This window comes from Paenibacillus sp. 01L418, from assembly GCF_056400045.1.
Map to the genome: position 1 here is coordinate 13,495 of NZ_JBFTSN010000014.1, position 22,106 is coordinate 35,600.

Sequence of the window (22,106 nt, forward strand, 5' to 3'; positions counted from 1 at the left end):
TGCTTATTCGAGGAGATAATTGCACACTATTTTTGTCCTTCATCCATCAAAAAACGACAAGTGCGCAAAATCCTTTGCTATAATGATTCATAAGCATCAATGGAAATGAACGTGGAGAGGAGTTAGCAAACGTGGCAGTAGCACGCGAAGAAGAGCTCTACAAACCTATAAAAAAGTATTATGAGCAGCTTGGTTATGCAGTAAAAAGCGAGATCCTTCATTGCGATTTGGTCGCTATTCATCCTGAGCGAGCCGATACGATAATTGTCGAAATGAAAAAAACATTCAATCTCGCCTTGCTTTTGCAAGGGGTTGAACGTCTTCGATTAAATAGCCATGTCGTGCTGGCGGTTGAACGCAATCGAACGAAAAGCGGAGCGCACAACCAGCGCTTTGGCGATTTGACTGAACTGTGCCGAATGCTTGGACTCGGATTTATGACCGTCACCTTCTATAAAACAAAGCCGCCGGTCATCGATTGGTTATGTCAGCCGGGCGATCCGCCGCTTCGCGGAGTAAGGCGCAAGAAGCAAGCACAGCTGCTGACCGAATTTAAGGAGCGCAGCGGCGACTATAACGTCGGCGGCAGTGCTGGCCGCAAGCTTGTTACAGCATACCGCGAGAAGGCTCTGCGCTGTGCTTATGCGCTTCACACCTCGGGACCACTAGCTCCGCGTGAGGTCGCAGCCATTACAGGCTATAGACGCAGCGGCGAAACGCTGCGCAGCAATTATTACGGCTGGTTTGATCGCATTGAACGCGGCAAATACAGCCTGCGCCCTGAGGGCGCGGCTGCATTATCTGAATATAGCAATGTTATCGCTGAATGGTCAGCAACGGTTAGCTCCGCCCCGTAAATTCACCGATCGCTTCAACAAACCGCAATACGCCTTGTTCTGTACGCGCTCCTGTATTATACGTGTAATTCAACCTTGCAGTGTTGCGCTGTGGATGATCGGCATAGAAAGAGCTGCCTGGCACAAACGCAACCCCTTTTTGAACCGYACACCGCAGGAGCGCCTCTGCATCCAACCCGTCAGGTAGCTCCAGCCATAGGAACATGCCGCCTTTCGGTTTTACCCAAGTGACGCCCTCTATTGCCTGGCGCTCAAGGAGACCATGCATCTCAAGCATTCGCTCGCCATATGACTTTGAAATAAGACGGATATGATCATCGAGATCAAACCCTTTAAGCAATTGACTTAATATTTGTTGATCGATCGTACTCGAGTGTAGATCGGCAGCTTGCTTAGCTTTGGCTACCATGTTGATGACTTCGCTGTCTCCGATAGCCCAACCTGACCGCAGCGCAGGTGCTACCGTTTTAGAAAACGTACTCGTATAAAAAACAGCGCCGCCCTCTACTTGTCCTTCTAATGAGAACAGTGTAGGGAATTGCTCGCTCTCATCAAATTTTATGTCACCATAAGGATCATCTTCTATAATTGGCATTTCGTTTTGCTTGCAGAGAGCAAGTATTTTCTTCCTTCGCTCAACGCTCCATACACGTCCCGTAGGATTGCCGAATGTCGGTACAGCATACAGCAGCTTCGGACGATGCTCGCGAATAAGACGCTCTGCATCCTCAGGAATGATTCCATGCTCATCACTCTCCGCTGCCACTACTTTTAAACCATGAAGAGCAAAGACTTGCAAACTTGCCAAGTAAGTTGGCTTCTCAACCAAGATTACATCTCCAGGCTCTGTAAGTACGCCAACGAGCAAATCAATCGCCTGCTGCGATCCTGTCGTCAGAATCATCTGATCTGGATTAACATGCATTTGCTTAACTGCCATTCGCTCACAAAGCTGCTCCCGCAATGGCAAATACCCAGCTGTCAAACCATACTGCAATGCGCTTGCTCCAGCTGTAAATACACGATCTGCTGCTTCGCGCACGGCTTGTACGGGGAACAGCTCCTCAGCTGGAAGTCCTCCAGCAAATGAGATCATTTCCTTTCCTTGCGTCAGCTTAAGTATATCCCTAACCGCTGAAGATTTAAGCTCTGATACTCTAGATGAAAAACGATAATTCATATTGATTGCTCCTCCTCGCAAGCTATATTGCTATGCTTATACTCTCTATGTTAACAATGTGTTCACAACTTTTAAAGTTTTCTTTTTTGCCATCGTTGGTTATAATAAATACAGCATACTTGGAGGTGTCCCACAGATGAACTTTATTATCGTTATGACTGTGTTTGCATTGTTCATTATTGCGATGCTTACCAGCTCTTACAATGACGACAAAACAAAAGGACTATAAGCCTGCTTTATCCGCTTATAGCCAGCGCAACAAAAAAATGAAGCTTCCCGAAGAGCATTAATACTCTTCTCGGGAAGCTTCATTTCGTTATACAGCATGCAAAAACGCTGATTAGCGTTGCAGAACTGCCATTTCTTCCATACATACACCACAAACATAGCGATCCTTGAAATCACGAACTTCAACCATTGAACCGCAAAAAACACACTTTGGACGGTAACGCTCCAAAATGATATGGTCACCTTGGACGAAAATTTCAACGGGATCGCCCTCGTTCATCAAATAACGTTTACGTAATGATTTTGGAAGTACAATACGTCCGAGTTGGTCCACTTTTCTTACTACACCTGCTGGTTTCATCACTTTCACCTCTTCTGTGTCTGGTTTCGCAAGCTATTTTTGAGAAACCTCTGCGTTATAGTCTTTCGATGGCACTTCAGTATTTCCTTCCTAATTTAATAATTTCTTAATATCCTGCAATAATTCTTTTTATTAGAGCAAAAAAATTCCAAAAAATGAGAAATAAATTAACATTTTTAATCGAGTCCTGGAAAATGATTTTGTCTAAGCGCTTCATACACGATAATTGCTGCTGAATTGGACAGATTAAGTGATCGCACTTTATCCGTCATCGGCAATCTAATGCAAGTTTCTATATTCGCATCTATAAGCTCCTGTGGCAAGCCCTTTGTTTCTTTTCCGAATACAAAGAAATCGCCATCCTGATACTCGAACTGTGAATACGTCTTCTTCGCTTTCGTACTTGCGTAGAAGAATCGGCCTTGCGGATAACTTGCGAGCACCTCATCGAAGGAATCATGATACTCGATATGTACCGAATGCCAATAATCGAGTCCCGCCCTCTTCAAGGTACGATCGTCCGTATCGAAGCCAAGTGGTCTTACCAAATGCAAAATAGTGCCGGTTGCAGCGCATGTACGAGAAATATTACCTGTATTTGCAGGAATTTCTGGTTCTACCAAAACAATATGAAATGGCATAGTTTTGTTTCTCACCTCTCATTTTGCCTATTATACACGAAAATGACGAATATTTTTACACCCACTTTACGTACCGTTAATCTCAAGCATAATTTCAACCTTCATAATAGAACCATAATAGGCGGAAACACATGGAGGAGAGCTGAATCATGCGAAAAAAAATTTTGATCGTGGATGACGAACCATCTATTTCAATGTTGATTGAATTTAACTTAAAGCTGGCAGGTTATGATGTACGTTGTGTAGGTGATGGTGAAGCTGTATTCGAAATGCTTAAACCTTTCCGTCCCGACTTAATTGTTCTAGATCTCATGCTGCCAAAAATGGATGGACTCCAAGTTTGCCGCGAGCTGCGCAAGCAAAGCAATGCTGTACCCATCGTTATGCTGACTGCACTTCAAGACGTAACCGATAAAATAGCTGGTCTTGATAATGGTGCCGATGACTATATGACTAAACCTTTTAGCCCGCAGGAGCTTGTTTCCCGTATTCAAGCTATTTTCCGCAGAGTTCAATCGCTTCCAGGCACTGCTGATGACACAACGTTCAACATTGGCCGCTTGAAGGTTCAGGTTGAACAGCGCGAAGTATTCATAGACGGCAAATCCGTTGAGCTTACGCCAAAGGAATTTGAACTGCTATTGTTCCTATGCCGCCACAAAGGAAAAGTGCTTAGCCGCCAGCAGCTGCTTCACGGCGTTTGGGATTACCATTTCCTCGGTGACACACGAATCGTCGACGTTCATATTAGCCATCTGCGCGACAAGATCGAGAAAAACGCACGTACGCCGGAATATATTATGACCGTCCGCAATGTCGGTTATAAATTAAACGGTCCTCATATTGCTGAGAGCAGTCTTGCCCAAGCTTAATGAACTTATAACTTCTATACCCAAAAAACAGCCTGCTTCTATATTAGAAGCAGGCTGTTTCTATTCTAGCAATAATAGGCGTGAAATCAAAACTACTTATTAACCGTTCCGTTTTTGGAAGTCAGCCATGAATTGTGCAAGCGCCTGGCAGCTCTCAAGCGGAACTGCATTGTATGTTGAAGCTCTTAGGCCGCCAACATCGCGATGACCCTTCAAGCCTTCAAAACCTTCTTTCAACGACTCCTTAACGAACAGAGCCTCAAGCTCCTCCGTTTGAATACGGAAAGTAATATTCATAAGCGAACGGCTTTGCGGCTGAGCACAGCCCGTGTAGAAGCCGCTGCTTTGATCGATAGCGTCATAGATCAGCTTCGTTTTGTCGCGGTTGTACTGCTCAAGCTGAGAAACTCCGCCTTTTGCCTTGATCCACTCCAGAACCAGCTTCACCATATATACCGAGAAAGACGGCGGTGTATTGTACAACGAGCCGCTCTTCGCATGCGTGCTGTAACGGAACATCGTTGGAATCGTTTTGTTGCTGCTCTCGATAAGATCCTTACGAATGATGACAACGGTAACGCCTGATGGACCTAGGTTTTTTTGTGCGCCGGCATAAATGACGCCAAATTTGCTCACATCAATCGGTCTGCTCAAAATATCACTGGACATATCCGCAATTAGTGGCACATCACCAGTGTCAGGGAATTCTTGGAACTGCGTTCCGCCGATCGTTTCATTTGATGTTAAATGTACATAGGAAGCATTGCTCGGAACTTCAATTTCTGACAAAGTCGGCATACGCATAAATTTGTCAGCTTCAGTCGAAGCAGCAATAACCGTTTCTCCGACAAGTTTCGCTTCTTTAAGCGCTTTGTCAGCCCAAGCTCCTGTCATGACGTAAGCGCCTGGCTTGCCAGGCTGCAGAAGATTCAGAGGAAGCATAGCAAACTGTGTGCTCGCGCCGCCTTGCAGCAATAAAACTTCATAGTTTTCTGGAATTCCGAACAATTCACGAAGCAGGGCTTGCGATTGATTGTTCACTTCTTCATACATTTTGCTGCGGTGAGACATTTCCATAATGGACATCCCCGCGCCCTGATAATCAACAAATTGCTCCTGGGCTTGCTTCAGCACCTCAAGTGGTATTGCGGCTGGTCCTGCATTAAAATTAAATGCTCGTGTCATCTTCGGATACCCACCTCTGTTTCTTTATTTATGATATGGATATGATAGCAATTTTGAAGGGCTGCATCAAGTGTATTCCGCATATTAAATAAATTAAAAGTCGAACGTATGACGCAATACTGTCAATAAACATTCGGATTTCGTTCATTTTATCTTTACAAACCATAAAAAAACGGGTCCTAGAGGGACCCGTTTCTTATATTTCTTGAACGATTGATTAGCAATCGTAGTAAAGGCTGAACTCATGCGGATGAATACGGATTGCAACAGCTTTAGCTTCTTGACGTTTTACTGCAACGTAGTTGTCAATGAAGTCTTTAGAGAATACGCCGCCTTCAGTCAAGAAATCGGAATCTGCTTCAAGGGCATTAAGCGCCTCGTCAAGCGTTCCAGGAACGCTGCGGATTTCTTTTTTCTCTTCTTCTGGCAATTCGTAGATGTTTTTGTCGAAAGGACCGTAACCAAGAGCTACTGGATCAAGCTTGCGCTTGATGCCGTCCAGACCTGCAAGCAGCATCGCTGCAAATGCAAGGTAAGGGTTAGCTGTGTTGTCCGGCGTACGGAATTCAATACGACAGCCTTTAGGTGTTACAGCTGCAATCGGAATACGAACGGCTGCAGAACGGTTGCCTTTTGAGAATACAAGGTTAACCGGCGCTTCGTAACCAGGCACAAGACGTTTGAATGAGTTCGTGCTTGGGTTAGTGATTGCGATCAAAGCCGGAGCGTGGTAAAGTACGCCGCCGATGTAGTGCATAGCCATTTCGCTTAGGTTAGCGTAAGCGCCTTTGTCATAGAACAAAGGAGTATCGCCGTTGAAGATAGAAGCATGAACGTGCATACCGCTACCGTTGTCACCGAATAGTGGCTTCGGCATGAAAGTAGCCGTTTTGCCATATTGGCGAGCTGTGTTGTGAATAATATATTTGAATTTCATAAGATTGTCGGCTGTTTTTGTCAATGTGTCAAAACGGAAGTTGATTTCTGCTTGACCAGCAGTTGCAACTTCATGGTGATGACGTTCTACGCGAAGGCCCGATTCCTGCAATAGGCGAACCATTTCGCTGCGGATGTCTTGTTGGGAGTCGATAGGAGCTACAGGAACATAGCCGCCTTTAACTGGAATTTTCGAACCAAGGTTTCCGCCCTCTTCTTTACGGTTCGTGTTCCAGCCAGCTTCCTCGGATTCAACAACATAAGAGGATGCGTTCATTGTGCTTTCATAGCGAACTTCGTCGAAAATAAAGAATTCAGGTTCTGGTGCAAAAAATGCTGTCGTACCAATACCCGTAGTTTGAAGATACTCTTCAGCCTTTTGAGCGATGCTGCGTGGGTCACGGTCATAACGATCGCCTTCAGGTGTATGAATATTACACATAACATTCAGTGTAGGATGATCAGTGAAAGGATCAATAAATACGGATTCTGTATCCGGCATCATAACCATATCGGAATTTTCGATACCGCGGAAACCGTGGATTGATGATCCATCAAAAGCTACTCCGTTTACAAAAGTATCAGCATCAACCTCAGCAGCAGGAAGCGTGATGTGGTGAGCCTTACCTAGAAGATCCACGAAGCGGAAATCTACAAACATAATGCTGTTTTCTTTAATATTGTCCAAAACATTTTGAACTGACATTATAATTTCCTCCATTTCCGAACATTAGCGTAGTGTTGAACAAGTATTGTTCAATTATTGCTCCAAATCCATGTCGTTATTATAAAACTAGCCCTCAATCTCCGTCAATAGCTATGTAAGGTATTTTTTGAACTCATGTTAGGTATACTTACAAGTTTGTACGTTTGTTCACAAATCCTCAATAAAAAAAGCTGAGATCCTTTTATTTATAAGGCTTTTTGAGAACGGTTACACAAAAAACAAAAAAAACTTTGCCATCCTAAGATGACAAAGTTTGGTTTGATGTTAGGTTAGATTTTCCACTCTACAAAAGCTTCTGCTGGTGCTTTTGGCGTATCAAACTGTTTGCCAACGATCGGTGCCAGCTTCTCTAGGTCCTTCAATAAGTTAGCAAATTGGTCCGGGAACAAGGATTGTACCCCATCGCCAGTCATCGAGTTATCTGGATCGGTATGCATTTCAACGATCAATCCGTTCGCGCCAGCCGCTACTGAAGCTTTCGACATAGGCTCAACCAGCTCACGACGGCCTGTTCCATGGCTCGGGTCAGAAATAACTGGCAGATGGCTAAGCGATTGTAGCACTGGAATTGCAGATAAATCTAGCGTATTGCGCGTGTAAGTTTCGAATGTTCGGATTCCGCGTTCACACAACATGACATTTGGATTACCGCCTGCCAAAATGTACTCCGCCGCATTCAAAAACTCGTCATAGGTTGAGCTGAATCCACGTTTAAGCAGTACAGGCGTTTGAATCGTTCCAAGCTTGCGCAGCAAATCGAAGTTTTGCATATTGCGTGTACCTACTTGAAGAATGTCCGCGTATTCTGCACATACATCCACATATTCTGGCGTCATGACTTCTGTAATCGTCAGAAGGCCGTGCTTCTTACCCGCTTCCGCCATCATAACAAGCCCTTCCACGCCTACGCCTTGGAAGCTGTAAGGCCCTGTGCGCGGCTTGAAGGCGCCTCCGCGCAGCACCTGTCCGCCAGCCGCTTTTACTAAACGAGCAATCTCGTCGATTTGCTCCGGTGTTTCAACAGCACAAGGTCCGCCCATTATAACAAGATTGCTTCCGCCGATTTTCACGCCTTTTATGTCAATAACTGTATCATCCGGATGAAAGTCACGGCTTGCTAGCTTGTATGATTTCGAAATTTTAATAACGTTTTCCACACCTTTCATTTGACGCAAATGCTCAGCAAGCGTAGGTTCTGCTTTGCCAATAATTCCAATTACCGTGCGATCCGTACCTCTTGATACATGTGCTTGAACTCCTGCTCTTTCAATATGAGCAACAATTTCTGTAATGCGTTCTTCTGCAATATTTGAATTCGTGATAACGATCATAGGGATCACTCCTAAATTTATTGTGGGATTTGGGCAAAAAAAATGTACAAACTTTTGCTTAATAAATGCATGGCATCGCACGAAGCGCGCCTCATTTTCTCATAATCATTGGATATCTACTTTATGGCTTTTATGCTTCGTAGCTTTTAAGCTTCTACGCTTTTAACCGCTAAAGTAAATATACAAGAGAAACTCATTTTCGTCAACCCCGTCATAATAAAAAAAGGAGAAGAGACTCATTCATGATGCTTCTTCTGCATCAATCACTAGTCTCATCTCTCTCTTCATGTTAGCTATTTATTCAGGTTTCTCTGCAGTTGCCGTTGCCGCTGGGGTCGACTTCACTCGAACATTAGGCAGCAGCTTATTCATATTGACCGTACGACGGATTTCCCATGTCTCCGGATTATTATGATCGTACTGCTCTAAATAAGTAATAACCTCTTTCGTAAGCGGCGTCGGCGTAGACGCACCAGATGTAACTGCGACACGATCGATGCCTTTCAGCCACTCCTGTTCAATCTCTGACACATCGGAAACGCGGTAAGCTTTCACTCCTGCGATCTCCTCGGATACTTGTGCTAGACGGTTCGAGTTGTTGCTTCGCGGATCGCCAACTACAATTGTAAGCTGCGCTTCGCCTGCTTGCTCTGCTACCGCCTCTTGACGAACCTGAGTTGCCATGCAGATTTCATTATGAACCTCTGCAGTAGGATAACGCTCAAGGAGCTTGCTAATCACATGACGAATATCCCATTGCGACATCGTCGTTTGGTTCGTTATAAGAATGCGCCCTTCCGGCACATTAAGCGCAGCAATTTCTTCTTCCTTTTCGATGAGGTGAACATGCTCCGGCGCAACGCCGATCGCTCCTTCGGGCTCAGGATGGCCCTTCTTGCCAATATAAATAATATGATAGCCTTCCGCCGATTTATCGCGAATGAGATCATGAGTTCTCGTAACGTCTGGGCATGTCGCATCCACAACGGAAAGCCCCTTGTCACGAGCACGCTGACGCACTTCTGGCGAGACGCCATGCGCTGTAAATATAACGGTGCCTTGTTCGATTTGATCCAAAATGTCGAGTCGGTTGGCGCCATCAAGCGTAATGACACCTTCCTGCTCGAATGCTTCTGTAACATGGGCATTATGGACAATCATACCTAATATATAAATAGGTCGCGGCAGCTCCAAGTTTTTGACCGTTTGCAAAGCCAGTACCATCGCGTCGACGACGCCATAGCAATAACCACGCGGTGATATTCTAACGATTTCCATTTATTGCACCTGCTTTCTGACCGGATATGCGTAACAGCTATGAATCCTTCATTTCATCCGTTGCTACTATTATAGACGAATGAGACGTGTCAGAAAAGCTAATTGGAAGCCAAATCGTAAACTTCGTTCCATTTCCTTCGCTGGTGAGCACTTCTACAGAACCTTTATGCTCATCAATAATCCATTTTGCAATGGATAATCCAAGACCTGTACCGACGGTAACTCCCCGTGATTCGTCCGCTCGATAGAAGCGATCGAAAATATGCGGGATTTCATCTGGATTCATCCCAATCCCTGTATCTTGGATAACGAAGCCGATTTGTAAATCCCTTCTGACCGCACTCAGCTCAACCGTACCCTCCGACGTATATTTGAATGCATTCTCAATAAAAATAAATAACAGCTGCTGCAAATAATTGTGATTGGCATTGACGCGCACCCCATCCAATGCCGATAGATCGCCAAGCTTCCATTCAGCTGTACGCGGGAGCAGCTGTGCTCTGCGCACAACCTCCTCTGTAAGCGGCAGCAGGTCAAGCGGCGTCTTCTCCATCGTATAACCCGCATCTGCTCTCGCAAGCGCAAGCAGATCATTAACGAGCGTACTCATACGAATCGCCTCAGCAGATATATCGCTCATCGCTTCTTTGGACATATCCCATCGATCCGAATCCAGCGGCAGCCACTCGCCCGTATCGATATCTCTATTCGTCTCTCGAACTCGCGTCCACATCCGCTCGAGCAGCTCAATATTGCCTCGAATTGTCGTCAAAGGCGTCCTAAGCTCATGAGACGCGTCAGATACGAACCTGCGCTGCGCCTTGTAAGCTTCATCAAGCTCATTGTATGCCATCTCCAAACGCGCAAGCATCACGTTTAACGTACTCACAAGCCTTCCTATCTCATCCTTCGGCCCCATGACAGGAATCCGTACACTGAGATCAGCACCATTTTCAATTTGCTCTGTAGCACGAATGACACGTTCAATTGGACGAAGTGCCTGACGTGCAATTAATAGCCCTACTGTAAAGGCAATAAAAACAACAATTAATGATGAAAAAATGAGAATAGTACGTAATCCATTCAGGAATCGTTCCTCATTATATGAGAATACACCCACTTGGACTAAACCCACTAAGCTGTTATCACTCTCTAAATAAACAGGTCGCTGATATGTGAGCATAGCATATTTGTTTTTGTTAATTTCGACGTGGATTTTAACAAAACCCTTTTTAGGCTTAGTATTGACCTCAGGATACGGTATAACAAATTCATAAGGGAAGTTGTTTGATTGCTTAATAGCGCCTTCCTTATAATTTACCAATTGAATATACATGTCTTTTTTGTCAATTCGAAATTGAGGACCTACTATTAAATCCAAAGTTTCATCTAGAAAATTAGTTGCACCGATAACATTGATTTTACTATTTTGAACCAACATTTGTTCTTTAACCTCAGCATACGTGTTCCAATTAACAAAAATATATATAAATATCCCGAAAACGATCAATGTTACCGCAAGCAAACCCGAATACCAAAGCGTGAGCCTGAGCCTAATGGACATATGCTTAACCCGCCTCTCCGCGAAGCACATAACCGGTGCCGCGAACCGTCTGAATGAGTCGGTTTTTGCCTCCGTCCTCTACCTTTTGGCGCAGCATCGCGATATACACCTCCAGCACATTCGACTCCCCGCTGAAGTCATAACCCCAAATCTTCTCCATAATTGCATCTCGCGTAAGTACACGCCGAGGATTTTCCATGAATAGCAGCAGTAAATCGTATTCCTTGGACGTCAACTCAATACGGCGTCCCGAGCGTATCGCTTCTCTGGCATCCATATCCAAAATCAAATCCTCATAAAGCAGTTGATTGCTTGACTGCTCGATTTTATCTGCTTTGCGGCGCAGCAAGGCGCGTGTTCGCGCAAGCAGCTCCTCCAGCGCAAACGGCTTGACCAAATAATCGTCAGCCCCAAGATCGAGCCCTTTGACCCGGTCATTGATATCATCCTTTGCCGTAAGCATCATAATCGGCACCGTACTGCCTCCCTCGCGCACACGGCGGCAAACTTCCCAGCCATCCACTTGAGGCATCATCACATCAAGAATGAGCAGATCCGGCTCGGTCTTAAGCAGCACCTTCAGCCCTTCCATTCCATTCGAAGCGGTAGTTACCTCATAACCTTCAAACGCTAGGCTTCTGCGAAGCAAAGAAATAATTTTATCATCATCATCTACAACTACAATATGCTGTCTCAACGGCATGTCCCCCTCTATTTGCAGCAAAAAGCACAGAGCCTGCTGTCTCTCTGCGCTTTTTGTTTCTATCCATCATGTAAGGCTTTATTGAGCGCCTGACGTATTTTTATCACCAATCTCAACCTTCAAGTTCATCGCACTGCCTTTGCGCAAAATGTTCAGCTCGATCTTATCGCCAACTTTTTTGGTTTTAATTTGATCAATAAGAGCTTGCGTGTTTGCGTACTTCTTGCCGTCAATGCCGACGATGACGTCGAACTGCTGCAATTCAGCCAAGTAAGCTGGTGAATTATAGTATACATTACGTACAATGGAGCCTTCTACTTTATCCATGCCTAATTGCTTCGCAATATCCGCTGTTACATCCTGCAGCTCTGCACCAATGTATGGAGCGGCTGGCTTAGGAATCGTCTTGTTGTTTTTAAGATTTTCCAGCACATCTTGAATCGTGCTCGTCGGAATCGCGAAACCGATGCCTTGTGCTTGCGAGCTTACTGCCGTATTAATGCCAACGACCTCACCGTTCACATTCAGAAGCGGACCGCCAGAGTTGCCTGGGTTAATCGAAGCATCCGTTTGCAGCAAATGCTCGTATTTACGTGCTCCCTGTGTATCAGGGATATCAATCGGACGTTCTTTGGCACTTAATACGCCAACAGTAACCGTATGATCGAAGCCGTATGGGTTACCGATTGCAACAACCCAGTCGCCGATATTAATCGTATCCGAGTTGCCAAGCGGAAGCGTTGGGAACGCTTTGTCGCCCGTTACTTTAAGTACCGCTAAGTCTAAGTCATAGCTAGAACCCAGTAATTCAGCCGTGAATGGCTTATCATAGCCTTGAACAATAACTTTGATTTGGTCAGATTCTCCGATTACGTGCTGATTCGTTAAAATATAGCCTGTTGAATCGAAGAAAAACCCAGTTCCGATGCCTGATTGCTGCATGTTGCCTTCTTCATTCTTTTGTCCTGCATCCGGCTGTGTCGTTCCAGGGTAATCATCGCCAAAAAATTGGCGGAAAAACGAATCATCGAGCATGTTGTTGCTATTGTTGCGTTTTGCCGTATTAACGAAGGTTTCGATTTTTACTACTGCTGGACTTGCTGTCTCGAACAATTTAGCGATGTTGTCTGGTCTATCCGCGACTGTAGCCGCACCGCCGTTGCTGGTCGTACCCGCAGAAGCAGTGGAACCCGATCCGCTAGATTGTGTATTTGATGTTAATGCGGCTTCTTTCGTGAACCAGTTGTTTAAGTCCGCTGTATACATCAAGCTGCCTACTACAAGAACACCTGCTAGAAACGATGAAAAAATGGCCTTAAAGGAAGTCCGGCGCGGTTCCCTTACTTGCCATGGCCCTTTGGAGGACTGCGGCGACGGCGTGAACGTTCGTATTTGGGATTGCATAGGCGATTGTGATCTTGCCCGTTCAGATTCCATCGTTGAATCCGATTGTACATTCGCTTCTTCTGCACTGGATGCCTGTGCTTGCGTATCGTGTGTATGTGTATTGCCGTACGGCTGATCTTGAATCAGCTTAGGCTTTTCCGATCCGTAGCCAGAAGCTGAAGGATTCCCGCCTTCTTGAGAATTCGCCTTATACGGCCCATACGAATAATAATAAGATGGCTTTGCCGGCTGCTCCGATGACTCATTTGAAATAGGCTGCGCGGAGTCATTTACGCTTTCGCTGTTATCAGCTGAGCCATGTCCCTCTTCATTTTTGCGGAAAAAGTCGTCAAATCCCTTTTTGTTGTTTTGATCGTCCATGTACGTTCTCCTCCTTGAATCTTATTGCATCATGCGTCCAATTGGCATTCTATCCGGAAACATGTTATTTGATATAGTTCTATCATGCACATTCTACCTTAAAACAAACTTAAAAGGAATTTAAACAGAAATAAAAAAAACGCTCCCAAATGATTTTGGCAGCGTTTTTTTTGAGTGCTTCTACGATGTGAATCAATGCGGAAAAAGCTGCTCTACTTCATTTAATGTTTCTTTTGCGCGATCAATCCACTGCGGTTCTACTTCAGCATCTGGATTCGACGGTGATTGGAATTGATCAAACAGCGCTCCGACTACACGTACCGATGCTTCCGGATCATTTCCTTCTCTGTACTCATGCTTAAGCACGTACGGTGTACCGAGTATAATCCTCGCTTCATTATCTTTTTCCCCAACATCAATATGACCAGCAATGACTTCAAAAGGAATGCGAAGCCAAATCTTATTCGCATCATCAAGCGCGCGGTCAAAGGAACCAGCAGCATACTCCCAGTTGCCGCCAAGCGTGAATTGCTGCGACTCCAGCAGCTCTTTCGTTTCTAAGAAATGTTGCTCCCGTGATTCCAGCACGGACGAAATGGGTATCATGAAGGCGTCTCCTTTGCACTAGCTTATTTCTAATCTCTTTTTGCTAGTAGGTAGTATACCCTTCCATTTCCACCTTTATGTGCGATTAGCCCAGCCCTTGCGATGGGCCAGAACTGCAAGCTGTGTACGGTCGTCAAGCTCACATTTCATCAATAAATTGCTGACATGTGTTTTCACTGTTTTTACGCTTATATGCAGCTCTTCTGCAATTTCTTTGTTCGATTGTCCATCTGCAATAAGCAGCAAAACTTCCTTCTCACGTTCCGTTAACCCCTCGTCACCAGACTGAGCAGTCTTCTGTCTTAAGCCTCTCGTTAATGCCTGCGATACGTCAGCAGTCATGACCGGCATTCCTTTGAATGCGCCGCTGATCGCATAAATAAGCTCTTCTGCAGAAACGGTTTTGAGCACGTAGCTGACAGCGCCAGCCTCTATCGCACCATAAACCTTGTCATCTTCGAGGAAGCTGGTCAGCATTACGATTTTCATATCAGGAAAATGCGAGATAATCGCCCTTGTGGCTTCAATGCCATCCATGCCGGGCATCATCAGATCCATCAAAATAATATGAGGTCTATTTTCATCCGAGCTAGCCTTCAGCAAGTCAATTGCTGATTGTCCATTGCTCGCCTCTGCAATGACATGAAGCTTTGGCTCCAGCATTAGATAAGTTCGAAGGCCCGTCCTTACCATATCATGATCATCCACGATCATTACTTTTATTAGTTCAGATGCATTCATTATTCATACTCTCCCCGCTACATTTTTGGTATCGTAACCTTTACCCTCGTCCCGCTCCCAGACTTGCTCCAAATTTCGGCTGCACCGCCAAGCTTCTGTGCTCTCTCCTGCATCGTAGACAGTCCATATGAGCCGCGTCTTACCTCATCTACCTTGAAGCCAACTCCATCATCCTGCAAAATCATGCTAACCTGCCGTTCCGTATCTGCCATTGTCAGCGTGCAGCCCTTTGCGTTTGCATGCTTTACGATATTCGCCATCGCTTCTTGGACGATAAGAAAAAGCTGATGCTCCTTCGCTTCGGATAAACGCTCCTTCAAGCGCCATTCCAGCTCACCTTGCAAATTGTTTTGGCGGCAATAATCAGGGAACCACTTATCAAGCGCTTCATATAAAGTCCGACCTTCAAGCTCCATAGGACGCAGCTGAGCGATGAAGTTCCTCATTTGTTTCTGAGCCAAATTAGACATATTGACGAGCTGCTCAAGCACAGAATCCGCTCGTTCGCGATCAACCTGCTGCAGCTTTGGAAGCGATGAAGCGCACATATGGATAGCGAATAACTGCTGGCTTACTGTATCATGCAAATCCCTTGCCAAACGCTTGCGCTCCTCGAGCACTGCCGCTTCATTAGAAGCAGACTCCGTCATCACATACTCTTCGCCGCGTACTTGCAGCCATTTCATCTTTTCTTCCATCTGCTGAGCGAGCTCATTAAACTCACGATAAACCTCATTAAATGAATTATGACCGCCCTCAGTAATCCGAACGCCGTAGTTGCCGTTTGATGCTTGCTTCAGCGATAAATGAAGCGTATCAATTCGGCGTCCAATGCGCTGTGCAGCCCAGTAACCGAACGCCACGCTGACAAGGAGGAAGACGGAGGCAGCCCCTAGGCGCACTTCCGTCTTATTGACTTCATCTAAGAGTCCATTCCAGACCACCGCTCCAAGTATTAGAGACACGGTTGATGCGATGACAAACATACCGATGAGCTCCCACTTTCCGCTCCTCAAAAACCGAACCATCATACTCGAATCACCCTACCTTTGTAACACGAACATCTCCGATAAACGTGCTGACGACCAGCTTAATTTTTTTGTTAGCTTCCTGATAAGTTGGCGATTGAATATTGATATTCGTAAACAATCCGCCTTCTTTCTGGCCAAGCACCTTCACATCGCCAATAAAGGCGCTTGATACAACCTGTACGCCTACTTCGTAATCATTCGGAACATATACCTTTACATCGCCAATAAATGATGATACATGAATTTTGGTTTCGCCCATGGATACTTGTGCCTTTGTTAAATCAAGCACGGTATCACCGATGAAATGGGAAATATTAAGCGGCTTTAAATCCCAATAATCATGACCGATATGAATATCCCCAATAAACCCGGAACGATTCTGCACATTGGAATCATTATGGTTCCACCATTCCACATGCTCCTTATGATTTCGTTTCCATTCTTTTTCATTTTTTTTGTATTCTGATTTATGGTGATTTTTCCATTCCTTATACTCTTTCTTGGTGGCAGAAAAATCATCATATGGTTTGTTTGATGCGCTTTCCTGCTTCTCTTCCTTAGTGTGCGTGTCCGCAGGCTGCTTCGTTGGATCAGGGTGAAGAGGCGGCGCTGGCGGAACAGACGCTTCATCAGTGTAAGGGCGGTAAGATTTCCAATCATCTGTTGGCGGAGCTTGGCGTTTTGATCTTGGTCTCCAAATAATATTGATCCCGACTAAAATCACAACTATTGGCCAAATGTAAGGAATGATGTCGCCAATAGACCATGAGAACAAGTTTAAATTGCGTCCCAAAAATACACATCCGATTAATAGGACAATCGCGCCCCACCAGCTCGAACCCGAGCCGTACGTTCTGCTGGACAACAATCCGCGAATACCTACAATCATAATGATTACAGGCCAATAGGTAGAAAATAAATCTCCAATATCAAAGGCCACATGACCCGTTTGATTCAGTAAAAACAAGACGCCAACTGCAATGATGATTAACCCGGTGAATAACCGGTTTGCGAAGTTTCCGTTCATGCGGCACCAGCTCCTTACGATTCCATCGTCGTTTGATATTCTTAGTATAACGGACAACATGCAATAGAAAAAGGGACGACCGATTGAATTGTTAGTCAGTCTCTAGACTGAGCTTTTGTTGATTCTATCCATTTAAACCTAACATGCGTCACGAAACATAACGCAGAGCGTTGACATTGTTAACGTCTACTATTTATAATGATGAACGGATTAAGAAAATAGAGACCGCTATGCATGAATATTAGGAATAGGAGATGAAGAAATGGACGTTATCGAACTGTCAAAAGGACTGGATACCATCTGGGTCGTTTTGACAGCAGCCATGATCTTGCTCATGGAGGGCGGTTTCGCATTGCTTGAAGCAGGATTTGTCAGGCAAAAGAATGCCGTCAGCATCATCATGAAGGTTTTTGTCGACATCGCTTTCGGCGCACTCGTTTTTTACTTTTTTGGCTTCGCACTCATGTATGGGCAGGACGCAGGCGGAATAATCGGAACGACCGGCTTTCTCATCAACGGAGACCTGTCTCACATAAAACTAAATATTACGCACGAAACCTTTTGGTTATTCCAATGCGCATTCGTTATAGCCGTCATTTCAATCGTGTCGGGCGCAGTTGCAGAAAGAATAAATTTTAGAGCTTATATTTTACTCACTATTGCAATGACCGGCTTCATTTATCCGCTAGCCGGACACTGGGTATGGTCAAGCAGCGGCTTTCTTGGCAAGCTTGGCATGATCGATTTTGCAGGCTCTGCTGTCATTCATGCTTTAGGAGGTTTCTCCGCTCTTGCCGCAGCCATTTTCATTGGTCCAAGAATCGGTAAGTTCAGTCCAGACGGCAAAGCCAATATCGTTCCGCCTTCCAACTTGCCGCTTGCTTCTGTAGGAGCGTTCATTCTATGGTTTGGCTGGTTCGGGTTTAATGCAGGCAGCACACTTAGCGCTACAAACGGCTCAATCGGACATATTGCAATTACAACGATGCTCTCGGCAGCTGCAGGCGGCGCAACATGTATTCTGTTTACAATGTTCCGCTACAAGAAAGYAGATCCGCCAATGGTCATCAATGGCTCACTCGCCGGCCTCGTAGGCATTACTGCTGGCTGCGCATTCGTATCTGACATCGCTGCAATTGGGATCGGCGCAGTATCCGGCATCGCGATGGTGCTGGTCACTGAATGGCTGGAACGCAGGCAGATCGACGATCCAGTCGGCGCCTTTGCCGTACACGGCGTCAGCGGCAGCATCGGAACAATTGCAGTCGGCTTATTCGCACTTCCCGAGCTAACCGAGGGCGTAGGCAAGGGCTACTACGGTTTATTTTATGGCGGAGGCTTCAACTTGCTCGGCGTTCAAGCATTAGGGCTCGTAACGGTTTCCTTATGGGGCTTCGCTTTAACTTGGGGCGCACTATGGCTGATCCGCAAAATTATGCCCGTCCGTGTATCCAAGGATGAGGAGCTCATCGGCCTCGATGTTGGCATTCACGGTGTTCCCGCATACAGCCAGGAGCATGATTTCCTCGATTATGATCGCTTAAAAAACAGCAAATAAACATAAAGAACCGCCCAAGCCGGAATGGCCTGGACGGTTCTTTGCTATTATTTAGAATGATCATTCCATTAATCGTTCATCTCATTGGCCAGCTCATAGGATACCGTTACAATATCGCTTGGAGCCGATACATTTTTGATGGAGCGAGCACTTTCGATTTCCAGACGGAGCGCACGAACCTTCTCCATCGGTTTTCTTACAAAATGAATATATTCAACGGCCAGATGATGATCTGGCTTCCTGCCAGTCAGCATTCTTCGAAGTGTAGACATCGATTGATACGCGCGGTCTTCCATCAGCCTTCTTTTCTCATAACGCTCAACCATCTGTTCAATTTCAGCTATTTCCTGCTCTTTCTTAGCAACGTAAGCATCAATAAAAGGTAAAACCTCGCCCGCTTTACGATGATGGGCAGCAATTACAAAGCCTGAATGAATGATCGGATCTGTCATGAGTATTCACCTGTCTTGTCATGTTATTATTTCTTACATATGTAATCATACAACAAACCGAGGTCATTTGAAAACTGTTTTTTATTAGATCAAAATAACGTTGCGATGAGCAGAGGATAAATAAAAAGAGGAACCGATAACGGTTCCCCTTTGTTTCCTTCTCATGGCATAGCAAAAAAATATTACTTCTCAGCTTTTTGCTGAGCATTGTTTGCCGCTTGTTTGTTAGTAGCGTTATTTTGGTTAAACTCTTCTGCGAATTCTGCATTGTATTGATTGTTTTGGGCTTTGTTGTTTTTGTTTTTAGCCATTGTATTCACCTCCCCGTTTCATTGATAGTATGGCATTCTTGCCGCTTATTATACGACTCATTTACGATTCTAAATACGTCTGCGGAATAGGCTTTCCAGCCTCTATAGCCAAGTTGATTTTGTTCAGCCATGCCTGCGAAAGCTTGCCCGTTCCCATACGCAGCACCTCTACATGAACGGTGCGCTTGCCCCACTGCTCATACACCTGCTTGATCGTTTCAAAATACAAGTCGATGCGTTTTCCCTTAATCGCTGAACCCGTATCAGCCACGACGCCATAGCCATAGCCAGGTATATAGAGCAGCGTCCCAATGGGAAACAGCCTCGTATCCGCCGCAATCGTTGAGACTTGATCCCTGCGTACCTTTACGCCCGAATAGGTGATTCCGTATTGTGGATGCCCAGGCCGTTTACCGGTCGATTCTACGCCAGCTGTGTAGCCTGTAGCAACAACTTCAACCTTTTTCGGCTTCGTGCGCGCAGCTGCCTCTGACTTGCCCAGGTTGTCGCTTTTGCTTGCAACAGGGCTTTGCTCAGGTGCTGATGCTTCAGCATGAACCGTACCGCCGCCCTTTGTATCTAAACCGATTACGATAACAGTTAGGAGCAGCAATGCCGTTAATCCTTTTTGAATATAAAAAAAGCTTGTAGCCATCTGGGTACTTCCTCCTCAGAAGAATAATGCCCCGATGGCTCAAGCTTTATGCGTTATTTATTATTGTTCTTTGTTTGCGATCTGCTTTTGCAGCTGCGAAATCAGCTCTGCAACTGGAATAGCGCCAAGATCGCCTTCACCGCGTTTCCTTACGGAGACGGCTTCAGCCTGCATTTCATTCTCGCCCACTACGAGCATGTAAGGCGCTTTCTCCAGCTGAGCCTCACGAATTTTGTAGCCCAGCTTCTCATTGCGCAAATCACTTTCTACACGAATGCCGTTTTCTTGCAGCTGCTCGGCAACTTTACGGGCATACTCCTCATAGGCAGTCGATACCGGAATAACCTTCGCCTGTACTGGCGACAACCACAATGGAAGCGCGCCAGCAAAGTTCTCAAGCAAGAAAGCTGTCATTCTTTCCATCGTGCTTATAATGCCGCGGTGGATAACGACCGGACGGTGCTTCTTGCCATCATCGCCGACATATTCAAGCTCGAAACGCTCAGGAAGCAAGAAATCAAGCTGTGCAGTCGACAACGTTTCTTCTTTGCCAAGCGCCGTTTTAATTTGAACGTCAAGCTTAGGACCGTAAAATGCAGCTTCTCCTTCAGCCTCGAAGAATGGAAGCTCCAGCTCCTCAACCACTTCACGCAGCATGCGCTGTGACATTTCCCACATCTCATCATTTTGGAAATACTTTTCTGTATCCTTAGGATCACGATAAGATAAGCGGAAACGATACTCTTTAATTCCGAAATCTTCATACACTTTGCGGATCAAGTTAACCACGCGTGCAAATTCTTCTTTGATTTGATCCGGACGGCAGAAGATATGCGCATCATTTAGCGTCATGGCACGTACGCGGTGCAAGCCTGTAAGCGCGCCTGACATTTCATAGCGGTGCATTGTGCCAAGCTCAGCAATCCTAACAGGCAGGTCGCGGTAGCTGCGCATGTCGCTTTTGAACACCATCATATGGTGTGGACAGTTCATTGGACGAAGAACAAGCTCTTCGTTGTCCATAATCATTTTTGGGAACATATCCTCGCTGTAGTGCTCCCAGTGACCGGAGGTTTTATAAAGCTCCACATTTGCAAGCACTGGCGTATAAACATGCTCATAGCCCAGTCTTTCCTCAAGATCCACGATATAACGCTCCATTGTTCTGCGAAGCTTCGCGCCATTCGGCAGCCATAGCGGCAAGCCTTGGCCAACCTCACGTGAGAATGTAAACATTTTTAGCTCGCGGCCTAGTTTACGGTGATCGCGTTTTTTAGCTTCCTCGAGGAAGTGAAGATGCTCATCCAATTGTGCTTTCTTAGGGAAAGCTGTTCCATAAATACGCTGCAGCATTTTGTTTTTGGAATCTCCGCGCCAGTAGGCACCTGCTACGCTAAGCAGTTTAAAGGCTTTAATACGGCCTGTAGATGGCAAATGCGGTCCACGGCATAGATCGAAGAACTCCCCTTGGTCATACATCGTAATAACCGAATCAGCTGGAAGATCACGAATAAGCTCCAGCTTCAAGTTATCATCAAGCTCAGTGAAAATCGAAAGCGCCTCGTCTCTGCTAACTACACGACGACGAATGTCGATGTTTTGCTGAACGATTTTTTCCATTTCCTTCTCGATCTTTACAAGATCCTCAGGCGTCAACGATTGCTCCATATCAATATCATAGTAGAAGCCATCTTCGATTACTGGACCAATTCCAAGCTTAACATTAGCATTGCCGTATATCCGTTTGATCGCTTGTGCCAGCAAGTGGGCTGTACTATGGCGGTATACCTCAAGGCCGTCTGCTGAATCTACTGTAACGATTTCAATTGCAGCATTGTTCTCGATAGGTGTGTATACATCAACTACTTTGCCATCGATTTTTCCGGCAATCGCATTTTTACGCAAACCCGAGCTGATCGAGCCTGCTACTTCTTCAATAGTTGTGCCAGCCGCATATTCTCTTACCGCGCCATCTGGCAAAGTGATTTGAATTGTCATTTTGGTTCATCCTCCATTTTGTCCGTAAGCGAATTACGCTTCCATTCATCATTTCAAGCAAAAAAGAGCACAAAAAAAGCACGCATCCCTAAAAAAG

At 45.5% G+C, this 22,106-nt stretch carries 21 protein-coding genes; 3 read left to right on the top strand and 18 right to left on the bottom strand.

The window, feature by feature from the left end; genetic code table 11:
• Positions 1-131: 131 nt before the first annotated feature.
• Positions 132-857 carry a DUF2161 family putative PD-(D/E)XK-type phosphodiesterase gene (locus AC1DSE_RS03640; RefSeq protein WP_477508987.1) on the top strand — a complete coding sequence of 242 codons (726 nt, stop codon included), beginning with the start codon at positions 132-134 and terminating at the stop codon, positions 855-857.
• Here AC1DSE_RS03640 and AC1DSE_RS03645 read toward each other — a convergent pair.
• The 3 genes from AC1DSE_RS03645 to trmL all read right to left on the bottom strand — a co-directional run bounded on the left by AC1DSE_RS03645 (position 841) and on the right by trmL (position 3,267).
• Entirely contained in the window at positions 841-2,037 is a 1,197-nt protein-coding gene (locus AC1DSE_RS03645) for an aminotransferase-like domain-containing protein (RefSeq protein WP_477527412.1), read from the bottom strand. The genes AC1DSE_RS03640 and AC1DSE_RS03645 overlap by 17 nt on opposite strands.
• Positions 2,038-2,377: 340 nt before the next feature.
• On the bottom strand, positions 2,378-2,626 hold the full coding sequence (locus tag AC1DSE_RS03650) for an AbrB/MazE/SpoVT family DNA-binding domain-containing protein (protein ID WP_054023539.1): 249 nt from the start codon (positions 2,624-2,626) through the stop codon (positions 2,378-2,380).
• Positions 2,627-2,802: 176 nt separating this feature from the next.
• Positions 2,803-3,267: a tRNA (uridine(34)/cytosine(34)/5-carboxymethylaminomethyluridine(34)-2'-O)-methyltransferase TrmL gene (gene trmL, locus AC1DSE_RS03655; protein WP_339204382.1), complete on the bottom strand. Its 465-nt coding sequence runs from the start codon at positions 3,265-3,267 to the stop codon at positions 2,803-2,805.
• Between the two features lie 149 nt (positions 3,268-3,416).
• Here trmL and AC1DSE_RS03660 point away from each other — a divergent pair, with 149 nt between their 5' ends.
• Positions 3,417-4,139, top strand: a complete 723-nt coding sequence (locus AC1DSE_RS03660) for a response regulator transcription factor (RefSeq protein ID WP_076267607.1) — start codon at positions 3,417-3,419, stop codon at positions 4,137-4,139.
• Positions 4,140-4,238: 99 nt separating this feature from the next.
• Here AC1DSE_RS03660 and serC read toward each other — a convergent pair whose 3' ends face one another.
• From serC to liaF, 11 genes are all read right to left on the bottom strand, one after another.
• Positions 4,239-5,324, bottom strand: a complete 1,086-nt coding sequence (serC, locus tag AC1DSE_RS03665) for a 3-phosphoserine/phosphohydroxythreonine transaminase (RefSeq protein WP_477508989.1) — start codon at positions 5,322-5,324, stop codon at positions 4,239-4,241.
• Positions 5,325-5,541: 217 nt separating this feature from the next.
• Positions 5,542-6,966, bottom strand: coding sequence for a type I glutamate--ammonia ligase (gene glnA / locus AC1DSE_RS03670; protein WP_076267605.1), 1,425 nt, complete (start codon positions 6,964-6,966; stop codon positions 5,542-5,544).
• A 290-nt stretch (positions 6,967-7,256) separates the two neighbouring features.
• Positions 7,257-8,318 (bottom strand): 3-deoxy-7-phosphoheptulonate synthase, encoded by a 1,062-nt coding sequence (gene aroF, locus AC1DSE_RS03675; RefSeq protein ID WP_076267604.1) that lies wholly within the window; start codon positions 8,316-8,318, stop codon positions 7,257-7,259.
• A 297-nt stretch (positions 8,319-8,615) separates the two neighbouring features.
• On the bottom strand, positions 8,616-9,596 hold the full coding sequence (locus AC1DSE_RS03680; RefSeq protein WP_441908263.1) for a 4-hydroxy-3-methylbut-2-enyl diphosphate reductase: 981 nt from the start codon (positions 9,594-9,596) through the stop codon (positions 8,616-8,618).
• 37 nt (positions 9,597-9,633) lie between these two features.
• The gene (locus AC1DSE_RS03685) at positions 9,634-11,160 is read right to left on the bottom strand and encodes a sensor histidine kinase (protein ID WP_477508990.1); all 1,527 of its coding nucleotides are present in this window, start codon (positions 11,158-11,160) and stop codon (positions 9,634-9,636) included.
• Positions 11,161-11,164: 4 nt separating this feature from the next.
• A complete protein-coding gene (locus AC1DSE_RS03690; protein ID WP_076267601.1) occupies positions 11,165-11,857 on the bottom strand; it encodes a response regulator transcription factor in 693 nt (230 codons plus the stop codon).
• An 84-nt stretch (positions 11,858-11,941) separates the two neighbouring features.
• Positions 11,942-13,630, bottom strand: coding sequence for a S1C family serine protease (locus tag AC1DSE_RS03695; protein WP_477508991.1), 1,689 nt, complete (start codon positions 13,628-13,630; stop codon positions 11,942-11,944).
• A 192-nt stretch (positions 13,631-13,822) separates the two neighbouring features.
• Positions 13,823-14,236, bottom strand: coding sequence for a YugN family protein (locus AC1DSE_RS03700; protein ID WP_076267599.1), 414 nt, complete (start codon positions 14,234-14,236; stop codon positions 13,823-13,825).
• 75 nt (positions 14,237-14,311) lie between these two features.
• Positions 14,312-14,977, bottom strand: a complete 666-nt coding sequence (locus AC1DSE_RS03705) for a response regulator (RefSeq protein ID WP_076267598.1) — start codon at positions 14,975-14,977, stop codon at positions 14,312-14,314.
• Positions 14,978-14,994: 17 nt separating this feature from the next.
• The gene (locus AC1DSE_RS03710) at positions 14,995-16,008 is read right to left on the bottom strand and encodes a sensor histidine kinase (RefSeq protein WP_477508992.1); all 1,014 of its coding nucleotides are present in this window, start codon (positions 16,006-16,008) and stop codon (positions 14,995-14,997) included.
• Positions 16,009-16,015: 7 nt separating this feature from the next.
• Positions 16,016-17,035, bottom strand: coding sequence for a cell wall-active antibiotics response protein LiaF (gene liaF, locus AC1DSE_RS03715; protein WP_477508993.1), 1,020 nt, complete (start codon positions 17,033-17,035; stop codon positions 16,016-16,018).
• A 262-nt stretch (positions 17,036-17,297) separates the two neighbouring features.
• Here liaF and AC1DSE_RS03720 point away from each other — a divergent pair, with 262 nt between their 5' ends.
• Positions 17,298-18,593, top strand: coding sequence for an ammonium transporter (locus AC1DSE_RS03720; protein ID WP_477527413.1), 1,296 nt, complete (start codon positions 17,298-17,300; stop codon positions 18,591-18,593).
• Positions 18,594-18,661: 68 nt separating this feature from the next.
• Here the strand turns inward: AC1DSE_RS03720 and AC1DSE_RS03725 are convergent, their stop codons facing one another.
• From AC1DSE_RS03725 to thrS, 4 genes are all read right to left on the bottom strand, one after another.
• A complete protein-coding gene (locus tag AC1DSE_RS03725; protein ID WP_339204396.1) occupies positions 18,662-19,045 on the bottom strand; it encodes a hypothetical protein in 384 nt (127 codons plus the stop codon).
• Positions 19,046-19,227: 182 nt separating this feature from the next.
• Positions 19,228-19,356 carry a hypothetical protein gene (locus AC1DSE_RS03730; protein ID WP_477508994.1) on the bottom strand — a complete coding sequence of 43 codons (129 nt, stop codon included), beginning with the start codon at positions 19,354-19,356 and terminating at the stop codon, positions 19,228-19,230.
• A 61-nt stretch (positions 19,357-19,417) separates the two neighbouring features.
• A complete protein-coding gene (locus AC1DSE_RS03735; RefSeq protein WP_477508995.1) occupies positions 19,418-20,011 on the bottom strand; it encodes a 3D domain-containing protein in 594 nt (197 codons plus the stop codon).
• Between the two features lie 60 nt (positions 20,012-20,071).
• A complete protein-coding gene (thrS, locus tag AC1DSE_RS03740) occupies positions 20,072-22,009 on the bottom strand; it encodes a threonine--tRNA ligase (protein WP_477508996.1) in 1,938 nt (645 codons plus the stop codon).
• Positions 22,010-22,106 lie beyond the last annotated feature (97 nt).